This is a genomic window from Rhodanobacter sp. DHB23, from assembly GCF_014842975.1.
Classification (GTDB): domain Bacteria; phylum Pseudomonadota; class Gammaproteobacteria; order Xanthomonadales; family Rhodanobacteraceae; genus Rhodanobacter_A.
The window spans coordinates 611,902-629,046 of the sequence record NZ_JACYXK010000028.1 but is presented as its reverse complement, the minus strand read 5'-3'; the positions used below and the strand labels follow the sequence as shown (position 1 = coordinate 629,046).

General features: G+C 68.2%; 19 protein-coding genes. 11 read left to right on the top strand and 8 right to left on the bottom strand.

The genetic code is table 11. The features are described from left to right. Positions 1 to 556: 556 nt before the first annotated feature. Positions 557 to 1,186 carry an energy transducer TonB gene (locus tag IHE47_RS14785; protein WP_192107140.1) on the top strand — a complete coding sequence of 210 codons (630 nt, stop codon included), beginning with the start codon at positions 557 to 559 and terminating at the stop codon, positions 1,184 to 1,186. A 254-nt stretch (positions 1,187 to 1,440) separates the two neighbouring features. On the opposite strand, the gene IHE47_RS14780 is transcribed toward IHE47_RS14785, so the two are convergent. Then, the gene (locus IHE47_RS14780) at positions 1,441 to 2,160 is read right to left on the bottom strand and encodes a hypothetical protein (RefSeq protein WP_192107138.1); all 720 of its coding nucleotides are present in this window, start codon (positions 2,158 to 2,160) and stop codon (positions 1,441 to 1,443) included. A 210-nt stretch (positions 2,161 to 2,370) separates the two neighbouring features. Between IHE47_RS14780 and IHE47_RS14775 the strand changes: the two genes are divergently transcribed. Both IHE47_RS14775 and IHE47_RS14770 read left to right on the top strand, forming a co-directional pair. Beyond that, the gene (locus tag IHE47_RS14775) at positions 2,371 to 2,994 is read left to right on the top strand and encodes an MBL fold metallo-hydrolase (protein ID WP_192107137.1); all 624 of its coding nucleotides are present in this window, start codon (positions 2,371 to 2,373) and stop codon (positions 2,992 to 2,994) included. Further along, the gene (locus IHE47_RS14770) at positions 2,991 to 3,374 is read left to right on the top strand and encodes a hypothetical protein (RefSeq protein WP_192107135.1); all 384 of its coding nucleotides are present in this window, start codon (positions 2,991 to 2,993) and stop codon (positions 3,372 to 3,374) included. The genes IHE47_RS14775 and IHE47_RS14770 overlap by 4 nt, the downstream gene beginning before the upstream one ends. A 90-nt stretch (positions 3,375 to 3,464) precedes the next feature. Here IHE47_RS14770 and IHE47_RS14765 read toward each other — a convergent pair whose 3' ends face one another. Beyond that, the gene (locus tag IHE47_RS14765; protein ID WP_192107133.1) at positions 3,465 to 3,692 is read right to left on the bottom strand and encodes a hypothetical protein; all 228 of its coding nucleotides are present in this window, start codon (positions 3,690 to 3,692) and stop codon (positions 3,465 to 3,467) included. A 203-nt stretch (positions 3,693 to 3,895) separates the two neighbouring features. On the opposite strand from IHE47_RS14765, the gene IHE47_RS14760 reads away from it, so the two are divergent. After that, the gene (locus tag IHE47_RS14760; RefSeq protein WP_192107131.1) at positions 3,896 to 5,032 is read left to right on the top strand and encodes an MBL fold metallo-hydrolase; all 1,137 of its coding nucleotides are present in this window, start codon (positions 3,896 to 3,898) and stop codon (positions 5,030 to 5,032) included. Between the two features lie 81 nt (positions 5,033 to 5,113). Here the strand turns inward: IHE47_RS14760 and IHE47_RS14755 are convergent, their stop codons facing one another. After that, the gene (locus tag IHE47_RS14755; RefSeq protein ID WP_192107130.1) at positions 5,114 to 5,815 is read right to left on the bottom strand and encodes a pirin family protein; all 702 of its coding nucleotides are present in this window, start codon (positions 5,813 to 5,815) and stop codon (positions 5,114 to 5,116) included. A gap of 234 nt (positions 5,816 to 6,049) precedes the next feature. Here IHE47_RS14755 and IHE47_RS14750 point away from each other — a divergent pair, with 234 nt between their 5' ends. Continuing rightward, positions 6,050 to 6,313, top strand: a complete 264-nt coding sequence (locus IHE47_RS14750; RefSeq protein WP_192107128.1) for a DksA/TraR family C4-type zinc finger protein — start codon at positions 6,050 to 6,052, stop codon at positions 6,311 to 6,313. A 144-nt stretch (positions 6,314 to 6,457) separates the two neighbouring features. Here IHE47_RS14750 and IHE47_RS14745 read toward each other — a convergent pair whose 3' ends face one another. Both IHE47_RS14745 and IHE47_RS14740 read right to left on the bottom strand, forming a co-directional pair. Then, a complete protein-coding gene (locus IHE47_RS14745; RefSeq protein ID WP_192107126.1) occupies positions 6,458 to 6,937 on the bottom strand; it encodes a VOC family protein in 480 nt (159 codons plus the stop codon). Positions 6,938 to 6,989: 52 nt separating this feature from the next. After that, complete coding sequence (locus IHE47_RS14740) at positions 6,990 to 7,433, bottom strand: SRPBCC family protein (RefSeq protein WP_192107124.1); 444 nt, start codon at positions 7,431 to 7,433, stop codon at positions 6,990 to 6,992. Positions 7,434 to 7,955: 522 nt separating this feature from the next. On the opposite strand from IHE47_RS14740, the gene IHE47_RS14735 reads away from it, so the two are divergent. Together IHE47_RS14735 and IHE47_RS14730 are read left to right on the top strand one after the other, a co-directional pair. Next, the gene (locus tag IHE47_RS14735; protein WP_192107122.1) at positions 7,956 to 8,345 is read left to right on the top strand and encodes a carboxypeptidase-like regulatory domain-containing protein; all 390 of its coding nucleotides are present in this window, start codon (positions 7,956 to 7,958) and stop codon (positions 8,343 to 8,345) included. Positions 8,346 to 8,807: 462 nt separating this feature from the next. Next, positions 8,808 to 10,310 carry a tryptophan halogenase family protein gene (locus tag IHE47_RS14730; RefSeq protein WP_192107120.1) on the top strand — a complete coding sequence of 501 codons (1,503 nt, stop codon included), beginning with the start codon at positions 8,808 to 8,810 and terminating at the stop codon, positions 10,308 to 10,310. A 37-nt stretch (positions 10,311 to 10,347) separates the two neighbouring features. Here the strand turns inward: IHE47_RS14730 and IHE47_RS14725 are convergent, their stop codons facing one another. Both IHE47_RS14725 and IHE47_RS14720 read right to left on the bottom strand, forming a co-directional pair. After that, positions 10,348 to 11,172, bottom strand: coding sequence for an NAD-dependent protein deacetylase (locus IHE47_RS14725; RefSeq protein WP_192107118.1), 825 nt, complete (start codon positions 11,170 to 11,172; stop codon positions 10,348 to 10,350). 160 nt (positions 11,173 to 11,332) lie between these two features. Beyond that, positions 11,333 to 12,388, bottom strand: coding sequence for an NAD(P)-dependent alcohol dehydrogenase (locus IHE47_RS14720; RefSeq protein WP_192107116.1), 1,056 nt, complete (start codon positions 12,386 to 12,388; stop codon positions 11,333 to 11,335). A 132-nt stretch (positions 12,389 to 12,520) separates the two neighbouring features. On the opposite strand from IHE47_RS14720, the gene IHE47_RS14715 reads away from it, so the two are divergent. From IHE47_RS14715 to bla, 4 genes are all read left to right on the top strand, one after another. Further along, complete coding sequence (locus tag IHE47_RS14715) at positions 12,521 to 13,228, top strand: glutathione S-transferase N-terminal domain-containing protein (RefSeq protein WP_192107114.1); 708 nt, start codon at positions 12,521 to 12,523, stop codon at positions 13,226 to 13,228. Between the two features lie 8 nt (positions 13,229 to 13,236). After that, positions 13,237 to 13,746, top strand: coding sequence for a DUF1697 domain-containing protein (locus IHE47_RS14710; protein WP_192107112.1), 510 nt, complete (start codon positions 13,237 to 13,239; stop codon positions 13,744 to 13,746). 64 nt (positions 13,747 to 13,810) lie between these two features. Beyond that, positions 13,811 to 14,668, top strand: coding sequence for a methyltransferase domain-containing protein (locus IHE47_RS14705; RefSeq protein WP_192107110.1), 858 nt, complete (start codon positions 13,811 to 13,813; stop codon positions 14,666 to 14,668). A 103-nt stretch (positions 14,669 to 14,771) separates the two neighbouring features. Then, positions 14,772 to 15,644, top strand: a complete 873-nt coding sequence (bla, locus tag IHE47_RS14700; protein WP_192107108.1) for a class A beta-lactamase — start codon at positions 14,772 to 14,774, stop codon at positions 15,642 to 15,644. 824 nt (positions 15,645 to 16,468) lie between these two features. On the opposite strand, the gene IHE47_RS14695 is transcribed toward bla, so the two are convergent. Continuing rightward, positions 16,469 to 17,035: a hypothetical protein gene (locus IHE47_RS14695; protein ID WP_192107106.1), complete on the bottom strand. Its 567-nt coding sequence runs from the start codon at positions 17,033 to 17,035 to the stop codon at positions 16,469 to 16,471. Between the last annotated feature and the right edge of the window lie 110 nt (positions 17,036 to 17,145).

Genomic DNA, 17,145 nt, shown 5'->3' with positions numbered 1-17,145 from the left:
CGCGCTCGTCCACGGACACATACGAAAACATGCCAAGTTGCTGGATATCGGCTCCGCGCACAGCCACGACCTGATGATTGATGGGAACTATGATTGTCGCTGCTTCGGGGCGTTTCTCAACAGCCTGCTAGGGGATGCAAACCGGCCATTCTACGTGGCATTGCCACGGTGGAGATGAAGCGAGGGCGCGCAGCGGCCCAGCTCGCCTGGATGCTCCTGATGAGCGTCGAGTCTCAGTTGTGAGCCGATTTGCTCCTCCCCCTGCCAGCAGGGGGAGGTTGGGAGGGGGGCAAGCGCTGGCGAGAGACTTTCATGGATGGCCTTCGCAAGCGCTTGACCCCACCCCAGCCCTCCCCTGCACGCAGGGGAGGGAGACAGAACATGGCACGACTGGGACTCGTCGCTGATCAGGCTGGATGCTGGGGCGCCGCTTATCCAGCGACGGTGCCTGGTTCACTTATCATCCGGTGAAGCACGGCTGTCGAATCAAGCACACCCGCTTGTCTGGCGCGACCAGCTCCACTGTCGGCCCGAAACGGGCGGGTCCACTCAGGGGATGAATATGCGTTGGTGGCTTTGGTCGATGCTTGCATCGGCATGGACGGTTTGCACGCCCGCCGTGGCTCAGGCCGTTGCCGGTACGACGGAACCGTCGATCGTCCATGCGCCGATCCGGTATCCACCGTCGGCGGTCTCTGCCCGAGAGGAAGGCACCGTTCTGGTGATGGCCGAGGTCGATGCCAGCGGGCATGTCGCCGATGCGAGTATCGAGACCCCGAGCGGGCACAAGGACCTGGATGCCGCCGCTTTGCAAAGCATTTCACTGTGGACGTTTCGCCCCGCAACGAGGGAAGGGAAGCCGGTGGCCAAATGGGTGAGGGTGCCCATCGATTTCCAACTGACCTATGTGAAGTCGGCTCCCGGGCTGGCATTGAGCCCCGCCGTGGTGACAGGGGGCGTACTCGCCTGGCTGGGTAGCCTGGTCTGGATCGTGGGCTTCGGGTGGTCGGTTGTGCTGGCCAAGCGCAAGTCGATTCTCTGGTTGTCTTTCATGGTCGCGGCATGGATCGTCACGTATCCCTTGTTCGTGGCGATGCACTGGGCGGCGGCAAAACGTAACCTTGCGCTGGTTTCCTCGGGCGTCGCGCTTTTTTGTCTGGGGCTGTACGTGGGGCACCTGCAATAGGGAAACTCTGATTTTGCTCGTCATCCCGGCGAAGGCCGGACAAAAGCGAGCCATGCGAGCGTTGAACAGCCGAAGGCTGGCCCCGCAGGGGCGAGCGCGGCGAGTCATCCAGTATCTGCAGGCCATTGAACGCAAAGGCACTGGATTCCTGCCTTCGCAGGAATGACGAGCAAGAAGCCGATTGATCAGACCTTCCTCCGAGGAAAAGGCAGGAAAAGTGCAGGCGGCATTTCGTCGGCGCCGCCATGCGCCGATCATTGCCTGGGCACCAGCTCGCCCGTCACCTTGCCGTTGGCGTCCAGCATCTGCAGCGACGGCGAACCGTCCCTGGCGACCTTCATCACGATGCGCGGATGACCCTGCAGGTCATCCATGGCGAGCTGCACGCTGCCGTCGGTGTCGCGGCCGAGCACCATGCGACGGGTCGGGCCGCCGTGTTCGGCGAAGAAGGCCTTGATGCGGGCCTGCTGCTGGTCCGCCGGCAGGTTCCTGATGGAATCCATGAGCTGGATTTCCTCGAGGATCGAATAGTCCGGATAGTCGTTGAACTGCAGCCTGGTGTAGCGGCCGTCCTTTTCCTGGTGGGAATCCAGCGCCATGGTCTGGTCCTGCTCGTAGGCGTCGAAGGACAGGTGGCCGTGCGATTCCCGGGTGCCGTCCTTGTCCTTCTCGCCGCCGAAGATCAGGCCGCCGTTCTCGGTGCCTTCGGCGTTGTAGAAGATCATGCCGGCGGACTTGCGGTCGGGGTGCGGGTATTCCTTGCCCTTGATGTAGATGCCCGGCGCGGTGGCGGCATCGGAGATCACCAGGCGCAGCGTGCCGTCGGGTTCGCGCACGTTGATGCGGTGCACGTCCAGTTCGTCGAGCGCGAGCTTCTTCGGCGACTGCGCGAAGCCGCTCAGCACGGTCGCGGCGAAGACCAGGGTGAGCACGCCGGCATAGATTGTCAGGAAACGCTGGCCGATGGGTCGCATGGGCTTGCCTCTTCGGTGGTCGGACGGAGGATGCCTCGCATGGTCACATGGATCGCCCTGGCGTGGCGGCATCGGGCCGCGTTCGGCTTGCCGCGTCCCTGCTGTCCGTAGAGGTCCAGGTCGCATGATTAAACCCTGCGCGGCACCGGGGCATCTCATGGCAAGCCGCATGGCCATGCCTTGCCGGCGCCTTCCTGCAGAGGCGACCCGATGAAATTCCTGCTTGGTGTCCTGCTCGCCGCCGGACTCTCGACACTGGCCCCCTCCGCGCGGTCGCAGCTCGTCCCCGGTTCGGTGGACATGCACTGGGACGAAGGCGCGGACGACTGCGCCGCGAAGCCGCACCCGCCCATCCAGGTGCATGCGTACAACGAGCGCACCTATATTTTGCGCGAGAACCTGTGCGCCACCTTCGAGGCGCCCTTCATGTATTTGCTGGTGGGGTCCGGCAGGGCGTTGTTGATCGACACGGGCGACGTGGCCGATCCCGCGCGCATGCCGCTGGCGCAGACGGTCATGGGGCTGTTGCCGGGCGAGGGGGCGTCGAAGATGCCGCTGATCGTGGTCCACACGCATGGGCACCTTGATCACCGCGCAGGCGATCCGCAGTTCGAGCGCCTGCCCGGCGTCACGGTGGTTCCCGCCGACCTCGGTCACGTGCGGTCTTATTTTCATTTCACCGACTGGCCCAACGGCCTTGCCCGGATCGATCTCGGCGGACGGACCGTCGACGTGTTGCCGGTTCCCGGCCACTACCCTTCGCACATCGCGTTCTACGACCGCAATACCGGGCTTTTCTTCTCGGGGGATTTTTCCTGCCCGGCCGCCTGTTGATCGACGACACCGCCGAGGCCCAGGCCAGTGCGAAGCGCGCGGTGGACTTCGTCGGGAACCGGCCGGTCAGCCATGTGCTGGGTGGCCACGTCGAGATGGACCGTGCCGGGAACACCTTCCCGTTCGGATCCACCCATCACCCGGATGAGCGTGCCTTGCCGATGACCAAGGCGGACTTGCTCCGCCTGCCCGCCATCCTGGATGGCTTCAACGGCCTCTATGCCGAGCACGACGGCTTCACCATCATCCATCAGCCGCACGAGCTGATGGTGTTGGGCCTCGTAGCCTTGCTGATACTAGTCCTGGCGGTCGCGCTGGTGCGTTGGGTGGTTCGCCGCTGGAGAAGTCTCCGGCGGCGGCGCGCACTTGCTGCGGTTTGACGGCGTGGCGCAATCCGGCAACTTCACGCTTCGGCGAAAGCAAAGGCCCGCATATCTTGCGGGTCTTTGCGGTGGGCGCATGCGGATGTCTCAGGCATGGGGACGATGCTTTTCCCTCACCTCGCGAAGAAGTTCGAGCATCTGTTCCCGTTGCGCGCGCCGCTTCAGCTCCTGCGCCGCGAGCAATTGCTGCCGTCGCGTCATCGGCCGCACGACCCGGTCCGATGCCGCTGTCGACGACGGATGCATGACGTGCGTGAAGTAATCGACCCATGCCCGGAAGCGCCGCGTCGGTCGGGGTTGCGATTCGAGTTTCATGATCAAGGGCCCCGCACAACCAGGAAGGCGAATCTGCGCCGGCACGCGTTAGCCGGCAGTGATGTTATCGATAAGGCATGGGCCACCCGTCATCGTTGGCCGATGGCAGGAGGCTGGACGGCTTCCGGTGGCTGCCACCTTGGGCCTGGCGTGCCGCGCCCCCATGGTCGTTGGAAGTGGCTGGCGATGACGGAGAGCGGAACATGAAATCCTTCGGCAAGGCGCCGCAGGGCGAGCGGCTGGAACGGTTGCGCGACCTGCCGCTGTGGGACGGCGAGCGCCTGCGCAACATCCATCCGGTGCTGCCCGGCCTGCGCGATCCGCAGGCGGCGCGGCCGACGCTGCGCGAGTTCCTGTGCGGCGACGACGACCGCACGCCGCCGCAGCCCTTGCCCGCGGACGATCCGCGCGGGGCGTGGCTGCGCAGGCCGGCGAGCGGATTGCGCGCCACCTGGCTGGGCCATTCCACGGTGCTGCTGGAGATCGACGGATGGCGGGTGCTCACCGATCCGGTGTGGGGCCAGCGCGCGTCGCCATTCACCCTGCTCGGGCCGAAGCGTTTCCAGCCGGTGCCGGTCGGGCTGCGCGACCTGCCTGCGATCGACGCCGTGGTCATCTCGCACGATCATTACGATCACCTGGACTATCCGACGATACGCGCGCTGGCGAAGTCGAAGGTGCCGTTCGTCACTTCGCTGGGCGTCGGCGCGCACCTGGAAAGCTGGGGCATCGCGCCTTCGCGCATCACCGAGCTGGTGTGGTGGCAGAGCCATCGCGTCCCCGGCACCGGGCTCACCATCACCGCCGCGCCCTCGCAGCATTTCTCCGGCCGCGGCCTGAAGGACCGCAACCAGACCCTGTGGTCGTCGATGGTGATGGCGGGCGAGCGCCACCGCGTGTTCTTCAGCGGCGATACCGGGCTCACCACCGAATACGAATCGATCCGCGAGCGGCTCGGCCCGTTCGACCTGGTGATGCTCGAGGTCGGCGCGTTCCATCCCTCCTGGGGCGACATCCATCTCGGCCCCGCCAATGCGCTGGCGGCGCATCGCCTGCTCGGCGGCGGCGTGCTGATGCCGGTGCACTGGGGCACGTTCGCGCTGTCCACGCATGCCTGGGACGAGCCGGTCGAGGACCTGCTCGCGCTGGCCGATCCCGGCGACACCGCGTTGCTGTTGCCGCGTCTGGGCGAGCCGGTCGAACCCGTCGAGCGGCGCGAGGTGCAGCCGTGGTGGCGGCTCGGTCAACCCGCGGGCGACAGGTCGCCGGCCCATGCCGAACCCTCCGAGGCTGCCATCAGCGAGCAGCTGAGCGACCAGTTGCCCTGGCCGCTGGATTGAGCGGAAGACGGGCAGGGCACGGTTCGGGAATCGACGCCCGCGTGATCCGCCCGGTTGCCGTGACGGCAACCGGGCGAAGCCTCAGGGAGCCACGTCCACCAGCACCAGTTCGGCATCCTCCAGCGCGGTGACGCGCAGGACGGGTTCGTCGCGGATCGCCGCGCCGTCGCGGGCTTCCAGCTTCATGCCATTGAGTTCCACCGCGCCGCGGGCCGGCACCAGGTAACCGTGGCGACCGGGCGCCATCGCGTATTCCGCCGTCTCGCCGGCCTTCAGCGTGGCGCCCAGTACGCGCGCGTCGGTGCGCAGGGGCAGGGCGTCGCCGTCGCCGGGGAGGCCGCTGGCCAGCGCCACGAAGCGCCCGGCCCGCTCGCCCTTGGGGAAGGGCCGCGTGCCCCACGACGGCGGCTGGCCGTGCGCATCGGGGATGATCCAGATCTGGAAGATGCGCGTGGTCTCGTCTTCCATGTTGTATTCGGCATGGGTGATGCCGCTGCCCGCGCTCATCACCTGCACGTCGCCCGCCACGGTGCGGCCCTTGTTGCCCAGGTTGTCCTGGTGGCTGATCGCGCCCTCGCGCACGTAGGTGATGATCTCCATGTCGGCGTGCGGGTGCGGCGGGAAGCCGGTGTGCGGCGCGATGGTGTCGTCGTTCCACACGCGCAGCGCGCCCCAGCCCATGCGCGCCGGCTCGTGGTAGCCGGCGAACGAGAAGTGGTGCTTCGCCTTCAACCAGCCGTGGTCGGCGCCGCCGAGGTTTTCGAAAGGCCTGCGTTCGATCATGGGAATGCCCTCATGGATGAATGCGCACAGCATGGCGCCGGGCATGGCGCAGGGGAACCGGCAATCGGTGAACGGATTGTTTCCGCCGGGGATCGTGGTGGTCTTCGATCGCACTTCGCTGGCCATCGGGGCGCCGCGGGGGCGACGGTGGCAGGAGCTTCGTCCCGTGCGCTGGAAATCCCGCGCACCCGGTCGCATATAGTGGGCAATCGGCCACAGCGTATGGAGGTTTCCATGGCTACCGGATGGGCCGGCGACGGCGCCGTGCAGGACCAGATCGACGCGACCGTCGCCGACGCGGTGCAGCGTGCCCGCAACCAGTTGAAGCGCGGTCCCAGCCTGGCCCGCTGCGAGGAGTGCAACGCGCCGATTCCCGAGGCGCGCCGCCTGGCGGTGCCCGGCGTGCGCCTGTGCGTGGCCTGCCAGCAGGCGCAGGACACCGATCGCGCCGCCAGCCTCTACAACCGCCGCGGCAGCAAGGACAGCCAGTTGCGCTGAGCGCGCGCGGCACGGACATCCTTTCCCCCGCGCCGGCGGCGGTTTGCCTGGACGGCGTTCGCCGCTTCGCCCGGCAAGCACGGGCGGGGCCGTTTTCCATCGACCGGCGGGCGAACCCGCCTTGTCGATGGCGGACGGCAATCCCTATCCGCGCCGCGCCGCCTCGATCGCCGCGATGTCGATCTTCGCCATCGTCATCATGGCGTCGAAGGCACGTTTGGCCGCGGCGGGATCGGGATCGCTGATCGCGTCGACCAGCGCGCGCGGCGTGATCTGCCACGACACGCCCCACCTGTCCTTGCACCAGCCGCAGGCGCTGGCCTGGCCGCCTTGGCCGATGATCGCGTTCCACAGGCGGTCGGTTTCGGCCTGGTCGTCGGTGGCCACCTGGAAGGAGAACGCGTCGGTGTGCGGCACGCCGGGGCCACCGTTCAGGCCCAGGCACGGGATGCCCATGACCGTGAACTCCACGGTCAGCACGTCGCCCTGCTTGCCCGCGGGGTAGTCGCCCGGCGCGCGATGGACGGCGCCCACGGCGCTGTCCGGGAAGGTTCCGGCGTAGAACGTGGCGGCGTCCAGCGCGGTGCCGTCGTACCAGAGGCAGATCGTGTTCTTGCTCGTCATGGTGTTCTCCTGGCGCGGGGATGCGCTGCGCGTTGCCCGTGGCGAAGCCGGTTCAGCCCGGGATCGCCGGTTCCACCAGCCGCTCCAGCAGGGTCAGCGATTCCTGCCAGCCGAGATGGCACTGCTCGGTGGGGATCATGTCGGGGATGCCGGCCTGCTCGATCTGCACCTCGGTGCCGCAGCTCACCTCGCGCAGGGCGATGGTGGTGACCATGGTGCCGGGCAGGCCGGGATCGTCGAAGCGGTCGTCGTGGACGATGCGCCGGTCCGGCACCAGTTCCAGGTAGGTGCCGCCGAAGCTGTGGGCGTTGCCGCCGCTGAAGTTGGTGAAGCTCATGCGGTAGCGGCCGCCGACGCGCGCATCGAGCTCGTGCACGGTGCAGGTGAAGCCGTCCGGCGGCAGCCACTTGGCCAGCGCGGCGGGATCAAGGAAGGCGCGGTAGACGCGCTCGGGCGGGGCGGTGAATACGCGCAGCAGGCGAACGGTGCCGGACATGGTGGTCTCCGGGTGGATGGGGGTGTTCCTCATGATGACGACGAACGGGCGGATCGCCTATCGACATGGGGCAGGCGCGGGTCTTCCGGTTGCGCGCGTCGTCATGGCGGCGCGCGTGTCCGTGTCGCGTCCGCTGTCCGTTGCGGGTGTCCGCGGACGGACAAGCGTTGTTGCCGGGATTGGCGGGAAAGGGCTTGGAAACAAGGGTTTTTGGGAGTTTTCCGGTGTTGGCACGGCGCTTGCCATATCCACTTCGAAAGCTTCATTTCCCCGACCCGATGGAGAGCCGCCATGAAATTCTTCAAGTACGAAACCCTGATGCTGCAGAGCCTGTTCGGCGCCTGCCTGCTGATTTGCGTGACGGGCGTTGGCGGCATGTTGCTGACGTGAACGACTGATCACGCGAGCACCGGCGACACGCCGGCCTGGGGCGGCATCCGCCGCCCCGTTTCGCGGGCAATCGCCAAACCCCTGGCTCGTCCGCGCTTTTCCCCACTGCTACTCAATGGAGAACATCAAGTCATGAACAACGTCTTCTCGATCCGCTCTTTGTCGCGCGGCCTGGTGCTGGCCGGCGTCGCCGTCGCGTTCGCCGTGGCCGGCATTTCCACGGCCAGCGCGCAGGCCACCACGGGCTCCGTGTTCGGCAAGGCGCCGGCGGGCTACAGCATCGTGGTGCACAGTCCCGTGAACGGCACCGGCCGCACGGTCACCGTGGATTCCGCGGGCCGCTACAGTGCGCGCTCGCTGCAGATGGGCAGCTACACGGTCACGCTGGAGCAGAACGGCCAGGCGATCGCCGAGCATCTCAACGTGCCGGTGACCGTGGGACGCGGCATCGAGGTGGATTTCGACTGCAGCACGATCAAGTGCGGCGCGGTCGCCGATGCGACAGCGCCTGCGGGCACGTGATGCGCTGACGCGCCGTGATTGAAGCGCAAAGGCCCGGCGGGAAACTGCCGGGCCTTTTGCGTCCGGCGATGGGAGCAACGGATGCGCCGTCGCGCATGCAACCCCGGTGCTTTTCGCGTGGCACGCTTGCCTTCATTGCGGGTGGCGGAGACGCGGGTTGCGATCGTGCGGGAACTTCGTCCCTGGGTTCCACCCTCGGCCATGCCAGGATGGCCGCCGTCGACGACCCGCGCCCTATCCGATGGCGGCGTCGGCCCGGACGGCAAGCCCGTTCACCGCGGACGACCTGGTGCCGGCGGTGGACGTGCCGCCGGGCAGCGGGATCGGCCTGTCCGGGCGGCGGGTGCCTCGGCGCCCCGGATCCGTCGGGCCTGGCGCAGCGGCTTGCCGGGGTTTGCGGGCTTCCCCGCTTCAAGGTAAAGATGCGCGAGGCAATCCCGCCCGCCATGCCGACCGCTACCCATGACCGACCGCCGTATCCGCCGCATCGTGATCGTGGGAGGCGGGACGGCCGGCTGGATGGCCGCCGCCACGCTGGCGGGAGGGCTGCAGGGCAGTTGCCGCATCGACGTGGTGGAGTCCGACGAGATCGGCACCATCGGCGTCGGCGAGGCGACGCTGCCACCGATCAAGCAGTTCAACCATACGCTCGGCATCGACGAGAACGCCTTCGTCGCCGCCACCCAGGGCACGTTCAAGCTCGGCATCGAGTTCGTCGGCTGGAGCAGCCCGGGCCACCGCTATTTCCATCCCTTCGGGCAGATCGGCCTGCCGTTCGACGCGGTGCCGCTGCACCAGTACTGGCTGCGCGAGCGCGCCCGCGGCGACGCGACGCCCCTGCAGGATTACTCCTGTGCGTGGGTGGCCGCGCGCATGGGCCGCTTCGAGCGCCCGTCGGGCGGGCGCCAGCACGTGCAGTCCACGTTCGACTATGCCTACCACTTCGACGCCGCCCTGTACGCGCGCTTCCTGCGCGGCCATGCGGAGCAGCGCGGCGTGGTGCGCACGGAAGGCAAGGTGGTGGACGTCACGCTGCGCGGGGACGACGGTTTCATCGAATCGGTGACGCTGGCCGGTGGCGCGGTGCTGGAGGGCGACCTGTTCATCGACTGCTCCGGTTTCCGCGGCCTGCTGATCGAGGGCGCCCTGAAGACCGGCTACGAGAGCTGGGATCGGTGGCTGCCGTGCGACCGCGCGGTGGCCGTGCCGAGCGCGCACGCCGAGGCGCCGGTGCCGTACACCCGCGCCACGGCGCATGCGGCGGGCTGGCAATGGCGCATTCCGCTGCAGCACCGGATGGGCAACGGCCTGGTCTACGGCAGCCGCTACATCGGCGACGACGAGGCGGTGGCGCTGCTGCTGTCCAGGCTCGAGGGCGAGGCGCTGGCGGAACCGCGCCTGTTGCGCTTCGTCACCGGGCGGCGGCGCCTTGCCTGGAACCGCAATTGCGTGGCGCTGGGCCTGGCGGCCGGCTTCATGGAGCCGCTGGAGTCGACCAGCATCCACCTGGTGCATTCGTCGCTGGTGCGCCTGCTGGCCTTGTTCCCCGACCGCGACTTCGATCCCCTGGCCGCGCGCGAATTCAACCGCATCACGCATGCCGAGCACGAGCGCATCCGCGATTTCCTGATCCTGCACTACCACGCCACCACGCGCGACGACGCGCCGTTGTGGCGCGATTGCCGCGCGATGGCGATCCCCGATGCGCTGCAGTACAAGCTCGACCAGTTCCGCAGCTGCGGCCGTACCGTGGCCGAGCCGCTCGAGCTTTTCCAGAACCCGAACTGGCTGGCGGTGATGATCGGCCAGGAGGTCTGGCCCGCGCGCTACGACCCGCTGGTGGACCTGCGCACCAGCGTCGATGCCCCGCGCCGGCTGGCCGAACTGCGGCAGGCGATGGAGGGGGCCGTGAAGGCGATGCCGACCCACGCCGAGTACATCGGCCGCCATTGCCGGGCGCGCTAGCTGGGCGTTGCCATCCGCCGCGAGGTGCGCGGAGTCGTCACGCGATGCGGGCGGGCGCCTGTGCGGCGAGGAAACCCAGCGCTTCCTCGCAGGGCGCATCCACCTTCAGCGCGAGCAACGCGTCGGCGCGGGTGCGCCCCAGCGTGACGGCCGCGACGGGCTTGCCCGCCTGCGCGGCGGCATGGGCGAAGCGGTAGCCGGAGTACACCATCAGCGAGGAGCCGACCACCAGCATCGCGTCGGCGCTGCGGCAGGCATCCATGGCGGCGGCCACGCGTTCGCGCGGCACGTTCTCGCCGAAGAACACCACGTCGGGCTTCACGATGCCGTTGCAGCGCGGGCAGGGCGGCACGTCGAAATGGCTGAAGTCGTGGCCGTCGAGGTCGGCGTCGCCGTCCGGTGCGTCGGCGGCGTCGAGTTGCGCCCATGCGGGATTGCGTTCGACCAGCGTGCGCTGGAAATCATGGCGCGGGCCGCGCCAGTCGCAGGCCATGCAGCGCACGGCATCGAGCCGGCCATGCAGGTCGACCACGTTGCCGTTGCCGGCGCGCTGGTGCAGGCCATCCACGTTCTGCGTCACCAGCAGTCCGACACGGCCCTGGCGCTCCAGCTCGACCAGCGCGTGGTGCGTGGCGTTCGGTTGCGCCTGGCCGAAGCGGCGCCAGCCGATCAGGCTGCGCGCCCAGTAGCGGCGGCGGGTGTGCGCTTCCTGCATGAAGGCCGCGAAGGTGACCGGCGGCGTGCGTTTCCACTGGCCGTCGCGGTCGCGGTAATCGGGGATGCCGGACGCGGTGCTGCAGCCCGCGCCGGTCAGCACGAACAGGCGCGGGTAGGTTTCGATGAAGGCTTGCAGCGGGCTCATGGTGGGTGATTGCGATGCCCCTCTCCCGGTGGGAGAGGGGTTGGGGTGAGGGTTCGGGCGAAGCGGGTTGTTGAAGTTGATCGCAGGTTTCGTCTGCGCGCTGCGCCCGAACCCTCACCCGCCCTTTGGGCACCCTCTCCCGGAGGGAGAGGGGAGTGCATCAGGCTTGCTTCAACGTCGCCATGTCGATCACGAAGCGGTACTTCACGTCACCCTTGAGCATGCGCTCGTAGGCCTGGTCGATGTCCTTCATCGCGATCATCTCGATGTCGGAGACGATGCCGTGCTCGGCGCAGAAGTCCAGCATCTCCTGCGTCTCGCGGATGCCGCCGATCAGCGAGCCGGCGAGCTGGCGGCGCTTGAGGATCAGGTTGAACACGGAGGGCGAAGGATGAGGATGCTCGGGCGCGCCGACCAGGCACAGCGTGCCGTCGCGCTTGAGCAGGGCAAGGAAGGGGTCGAGGTTGTGCGAGGCGGCCACGGTGCTGAGGATGAAGTCGAAGCTGCCGGCGTGCTGCGCCATCTGTTCCGGGTCCTTCGACACCACCACCTCGTCGGCGCCGAGGCGCCTGGCGTCTTCCTGCTTGCCGGGCGAGGTGGTGAACAGCACCACGTGCGCGCCCATCGCGTGCGCCAGCTTCACGCCCATGTGGCCGAGGCCGCCCAGGCCGACGATGCCCACCTTCTTGCCGGGGCCGGCGTTCCAGTGGCGCAGCGGCGAATACGTGGTGATGCCGGCGCACAGCAGCGGCGCCACGGCGGCGAGCTGGTCCGCCTGGTGGGCGATGCGCAGCACGAACTTCTCGTCCACCACGATGTTCTCGGCGTAGCCGCCCCAGGTGTTCTCGCCGCCGAACACGGGGCCGTTGTAGGTGCCGGTGAAGCCGTTCTCGCAATACTGCTCCTCGCCGTCGGCGCAGGAGGCGCAATGCCGGCAGCTGTCCACCATGCAACCCACGCCCACGGTGTCGCCCGCCTTGAACTGCGTCACCTGGTCGCCCACCGCGCTCACGGTGCCCACGATCTCGTGGCCGGGCACGGAGGGATACAGCGTGCTCTGCCATTCGTTGCGCGCGGTGTGCAGGTCGGAGTGGCAGACGCCGCAATACAGGATGTCGATCTTCACGTCGTGCGGGCCGGGCTCGCGGCGTTCGATGCTGAGCGGCGCCAGCGGCTGGCTGGCGGAGGTGGCTCCGTAGGCGCGGGTCTGGGTCATGCGGATGCTCCGGGGCAAGGGGATGGGGTGGCGCAAGCGGCCGAGTCTACGCTTCGCGGCGCGAAAGCAAAGCCATTGAAGCGCGGGGTGGCGATACCCATGTGCGAAGGATTGCCCTGTCGAGAGCCTGCCATGTCCGAGCTGTCCGCCTTCCCGATTGCGCAGCGCTGGCCGGCGCAGCATCCAGCACGCATCCAGCTGTATTCGCTCAACACGCCGAACGGCGTGAAGGTGTCGATCATGCTGGAGGAAACCGGGTTGCCGTACGAGGCGCACCTGGTGGACATCGGCAAGGACGAGAGCCACCTGCCGGAGTTCCTCGCGCTGAACCCGAACGGCAAGATCCCCGCGATCATCGACCCGCACGGCCCGGACGGAAGGCCGCTGGGCCTGTTCGAATCGGGCGCGATCCTGCTCTACCTCGCCGAGAAGAGCGGCCGCTTCATTCCCGTCGATCCGGTCTTGCGCTGGGAGACGATCCAGTGGGTGTTCTTCCAGATGGCGTCGATCGGCCCGATGTTCGGCCAGGTGGGTTTCTTCCACAAATACGCCGGGCGCGAGTACGAGGACAAGCGGCCGCTGGCGCGCTACGTCAACGAGTCGAAGCGCCTGCTCGGCGTGCTGGACGAGCGCCTCGCCGGGCGCGAGTGGATCATGGGCGACGAATACACCATCGCCGACATCGCCACGCTGGGCTGGGTGAACAACCTGATCGACTGGTACGACGCCGGCGCGCTGGTGGAGTACGAGCGCTTCAGGCACGTCGATGCCTGGCTGCGGCGCGGGCTGGCGCGGCCGGCGGTGCAGCGTGGCCTGACGATTCCGTCGCGCGGCGGGTGATGGCGGGCATGCACACCTACGTGGCCCTGCTGCGCGCGGTGAACGTGGGCGGCACCGGCAAGCTGCCGATGGCCGGTTTGCGCGCGATGTGCGGGCAGGCCGGTTTCGCGGACGTGCGCACCTACATCGCCAGCGGCAACGTGGTGTTCCGCAGCGGGCTGACGGAACAAGAGGTGGCCGCGGCGTTGGAGTCGCGCCTGCAGGCCCATGCCGGCAAGCCGCTGGGCGTACTGGTGCGCACCGCCGCCGAACTGGCCGCGGTGCTGGCAGCCAACCCGTTTCCCGACGCGCCGGGCAACCGCGTGGTGGCGATCTTCCTGGACCGGCCGCCACCGGCGGACGCGCTGGAATACGCCAGCGGCCATAGGAACGAGGTCATGGCGTTGGGCAGGCGCGAGATCTACGTGCACTACGGTGACGGCATGGCCGATTCGCGCCTGCGCATTCCAGCCGCCAGGGCCGGCACCGCGCGCAACATCAACACCATCGCGAAACTGGTGGAGCTGGCGTCGGCGTGAGGCGCGCAGGCCGGCAGGCAGATGCGCACGCGACGGCCCGGCAACGGCGGGAATGGTGCCGTTGATGAAGGGCGCGCTGCAGATCCTGCTCGAAACGCTGGAAGCCGATCGCTCGCTGCACGCTCCGGATCGTCTGCGGGAGCGCCTCGATGCGCTGGACCGTCTTGATGCCTTGATGCCACTGGATGGCGAAGATGCCGGCGCGGAACTGCAGCGGCGCGGACGGGCGATCCGCATGCAGATGGAAGCCGCGAATGCGGCGCGGTACCGGGCCATCCGTCGCGAGATCCGGCAGGGCAAGGGACGCGATGCGCTGCTGTGCTGCTGGCACGGAGACCGGCAGGCACCGGCGATGGCCGATGCCATCGGCGATGGCTACGACTGGCGGGACGAACTGGTCGCCGGCGTGCTGCCGTTCGGGGAGCCGGGCGAAGCCTCCGTGCTGCCGCCGGAAATGGTGTTCTACCAGCCCACGCCGGCACGGCATGTGTTCGACCTGCTCGATCGCCTGGCGCTGGACAGGCACGACGTGCTGGTCGACCTGGGGTCGGGCCTGGGCCATGTGCCGTTGCTTGCCGCGATCTGCACGAAGGCGCGCGGCGTCGGCGTCGAGATCAAGCCGGCCTACGTGCAAGGTGCCCGTGCCTGTGCGCGGGCGCTGCAACTGGCCAACGCACAGTTCGTGCAGGGCGATGCGCGCGAAGCGGACTTTGCCATCGGCAGCGTGTTCTACCTGTACACGCCCTTCACCGGCACGGTCCTGCGCAGCGTGCTGGATGCGTTGCGCCGCGAGGCCGGGCGACGCGCGTTCCGCGTGTGCAGCTTCGGGCCCTGCACGGCCGTGCTGGCTGCCGAACCCTGGCTGGAGGGCAACGACGGGTGGGCCACCGACCGCGTTGCGATCTTCCGCACCGCGGAGTGAATTGCGTGTCCGGGTTTTGCCATGCGCACCGCCTTGAAAAGCCGGCACGCACGGGCAGGATGGGGCGTTCGACCTGCCTGCATCGCACTTGACCGGAGACACCATGGACCGCAGAACCCTGTTGAAGGCCACCGTGCTGGGCGCCTCTGCGCTGGCGCTTCGTCCCGCGCTTGCCCGGCCTGCCCGCGAGGCGGATGTCGAGGGCCGGCTGGCCGCGCTGGAGCGGCGGCATGGCGGGCGGCTGGGCGTGTCCATCCTCGACACCGGCAACGGACGTCGCTGCGGCCACCGTGCGGACGAACGCTTCCTGATGTGCAGCACGTTCAAGGTGCTGGCGGCGGGCGCGGTGCTGGCGCACGTCGACCAAGGAGTGGAGCGGCTGGACCGGCGCGTGGTGTTCGGCCGCGATGCGGTGCTGTCCTGGGCGCCGGTGACCAGCCATCGCGTGGGCGCGCCGGGCATGAGCGTGGCCGAGCTGTGCCAGGCGGCGATCACCGTGAGCGACAACACGGCGGCCAACCTGCTGCTGGCGAGCCTGGGCGGCCCGGCCGCGGTGACGGCCTTCGTGCGGCGGCTGGGCGATCCGCTGAGCCGGCTGGATCGCATCGAGCCCGCGCTCAACGTCGGCTCGCCCGGCGATCTGCGCGATACCACCACGCCGAACGCCATGCTCGGCAACCTGCATGCACTGTTGCTCGGCGATGCGCTCTCCGCCGCTTCGCGCGACCGGCTGGCGACATGGATGCGCGCCACCCGTACCGGGCTCGACAAGCTGCGCGCCGGCCTGCCGTCCGGTTGGCGGGCGGGCGACAAGACCGGCAGCGGCGCCTACGACGAGACCAACGACATCGCGGTCTTCTGGCCCCCGCGGCGCAAGCCGCTGCTGGTGGCGGCCTACCTGGCGGGATCGACGGCGGATGCGGCCGGGCGCAGCGCCATGCTGGCCGAAGCGGGGCGGATCGCGGCGTCGATTTGAGTCCGTAACCCTGCCAGGGAGCTGGCTTCGACTTGCACTATCGCAAGTCCGGTCCGATGGCCGTCGGCTTCCACGGCAGGCGAAACGCATGGGACGCGGTCCGACGGCGACAGGAATCCGCAGCCGCCGTCAGCGCGTCGATGTTAACCACGTCTTCATGCAATGACTCCGGAATATCGACAAATGCCCCGGTAGGGTCGGTACGCGAGCGCGGCATCCCGGTTTCGCCGTGGAAGTGGAACGTGAGGCTGCGGTCGCGCCGCGCTCGCACCCACCCGTAACGGAGACCCTCCATATGAAAGGTTCAGTCACGGCAGGGCTGCTGGTTGCAGCTGCGCTGGCATTGTCGGCGTGCGGCAAGAGCGGCGAGATGACACCCTCTTCCGGGACTCCCGGCAGCGCGGCGAGCACGCAGGCTCCGGCGGCTACGCCGGCACCAGCGCCAACACCAGCGGCCAGCGCTCCGAAGCCCGCGGCGACCAGCGCTGCACCCGCATCGGCAATGAGCGCCGGAAGCGGAGCGGGCTCGTAATAGCGTTGCCTCGAAAAGCCTCGAGACAGCTTGGAACCGGTTCAACATCTCCGCGGGTTACGTGGAGATGTTGAACCGGCCCTTGTGCCGGCAATGGAAGTCGGGTTGCGTGGCGACAAGGTCGGGAAAGGTGATGCCCGTGGGGGCGGGGCGAATCGGCACGAGTACGGGGCTGCCCAGACCCGGCGATCCATCGTTTTTGCGGGACCGTCCTGGCCATCGCGATGTGGCGGCGTCATGCCTTGCACGCGCCCATCGGCACGGCAACGGGAAGGTCGCGCACCGATTCCTCTCAATGCACCGGAACGATGAGGATTGCGTATTGGGTTCCGCCGAACATCACGAACGGCTTGTGCGTATCCGGATCGGCTTGCCCTGATGGAAGGCCGGTTGCGTTGGCGGTCCTCGCATCCAGGATCATGACGTGCGGCGGGATGCGGATATAGGTTTTCATGCCTGGCTGCAGCTTGTCGGCCTTCGGGTCGGTGTTGCTCCATGCCGAGCCGCCTTCCAGCATGTAGGAGAGGCCGGGCTTGTCCGGGTCGGGAACACGACCGGCATCAATCGCCGCCAGCCAGACCATTCCATTGGCGTCAAAGCATGCAGGAAGCGGCAACGGATCGGCCCCGGGGCCGCCATGCCCGGGAATGCATGTCCAGCCATCGTGGCCTTGCCGCAGCACGACCGTGCGGCCCTTGCTGTCGTTCGTGACGACGGCCGCTCCTGCGGCAATGGCAGGCGGCGCCGCCGCCAACGCCTCGCGCACCAGCACAGCCGTATCAACCCGCGGAGTCGCGGCCAGCACGACGCCCGTGTCCAGCAATCCGACGAAAAGAGCCATGCACCGCAACGCTTTCATGTTCGCACCTTGCAGATGGTGGTGGAGGTCGCCTCGAGTCTCGCCTCTGGATTACCGAAGACCGCGCCATGCGGAAAGGTGCTGCCGTGCCAGCCATCGTCCATGCATGT

Excerpts from the sequence above, each read along its gene's own strand:
- IHE47_RS14775 (WP_192107137.1), top strand. The coding sequence starts at position 2,371 with ATGAAATTCCTGCTTGGTGTCCTGCTCGCCGCCGGACTCTCGACACTG.
- bla (WP_192107108.1), top strand. The coding sequence starts at position 14,772 with ATGGACCGCAGAACCCTGTTGAAGGCCACCGTGCTGGGCGCCTCTGCG.
- IHE47_RS14715 (WP_192107114.1), top strand. The coding sequence starts at position 12,521 with ATGTCCGAGCTGTCCGCCTTCCCGATTGCGCAGCGCTGGCCGGCGCAG.
- IHE47_RS14720 (WP_192107116.1), bottom strand. The coding sequence starts at position 12,388 with ATGACCCAGACCCGCGCCTACGGAGCCACCTCCGCCAGCCAGCCGCTG.
- IHE47_RS14750 (WP_192107128.1), top strand. The coding sequence starts at position 6,050 with ATGGCTACCGGATGGGCCGGCGACGGCGCCGTGCAGGACCAGATCGAC.
- IHE47_RS14745 (WP_192107126.1), bottom strand. The coding sequence starts at position 6,937 with ATGACGAGCAAGAACACGATCTGCCTCTGGTACGACGGCACCGCGCTG.
- IHE47_RS14730 (WP_192107120.1), top strand. The coding sequence starts at position 8,808 with ATGACCGACCGCCGTATCCGCCGCATCGTGATCGTGGGAGGCGGGACG.
- IHE47_RS14710 (WP_192107112.1), top strand. The coding sequence starts at position 13,237 with ATGCACACCTACGTGGCCCTGCTGCGCGCGGTGAACGTGGGCGGCACC.
- IHE47_RS14740 (WP_192107124.1), bottom strand. The coding sequence starts at position 7,433 with ATGTCCGGCACCGTTCGCCTGCTGCGCGTATTCACCGCCCCGCCCGAG.
- IHE47_RS14725 (WP_192107118.1), bottom strand. The coding sequence starts at position 11,172 with ATGAGCCCGCTGCAAGCCTTCATCGAAACCTACCCGCGCCTGTTCGTG.
- IHE47_RS14755 (WP_192107130.1), bottom strand. The coding sequence starts at position 5,815 with ATGATCGAACGCAGGCCTTTCGAAAACCTCGGCGGCGCCGACCACGGC.
- IHE47_RS14695 (WP_192107106.1), bottom strand. The coding sequence starts at position 17,035 with ATGAAAGCGTTGCGGTGCATGGCTCTTTTCGTCGGATTGCTGGACACG.
- IHE47_RS14760 (WP_192107131.1), top strand. The coding sequence starts at position 3,896 with ATGAAATCCTTCGGCAAGGCGCCGCAGGGCGAGCGGCTGGAACGGTTG.
- IHE47_RS14705 (WP_192107110.1), top strand. The coding sequence starts at position 13,811 with ATGAAGGGCGCGCTGCAGATCCTGCTCGAAACGCTGGAAGCCGATCGC.
- IHE47_RS14780 (WP_192107138.1), bottom strand. The coding sequence starts at position 2,160 with ATGCGACCCATCGGCCAGCGTTTCCTGACAATCTATGCCGGCGTGCTC.
- IHE47_RS14735 (WP_192107122.1), top strand. The coding sequence starts at position 7,956 with ATGAACAACGTCTTCTCGATCCGCTCTTTGTCGCGCGGCCTGGTGCTG.
- IHE47_RS14785 (WP_192107140.1), top strand. The coding sequence starts at position 557 with ATGAATATGCGTTGGTGGCTTTGGTCGATGCTTGCATCGGCATGGACG.
- IHE47_RS14765 (WP_192107133.1), bottom strand. The coding sequence starts at position 3,692 with ATGAAACTCGAATCGCAACCCCGACCGACGCGGCGCTTCCGGGCATGG.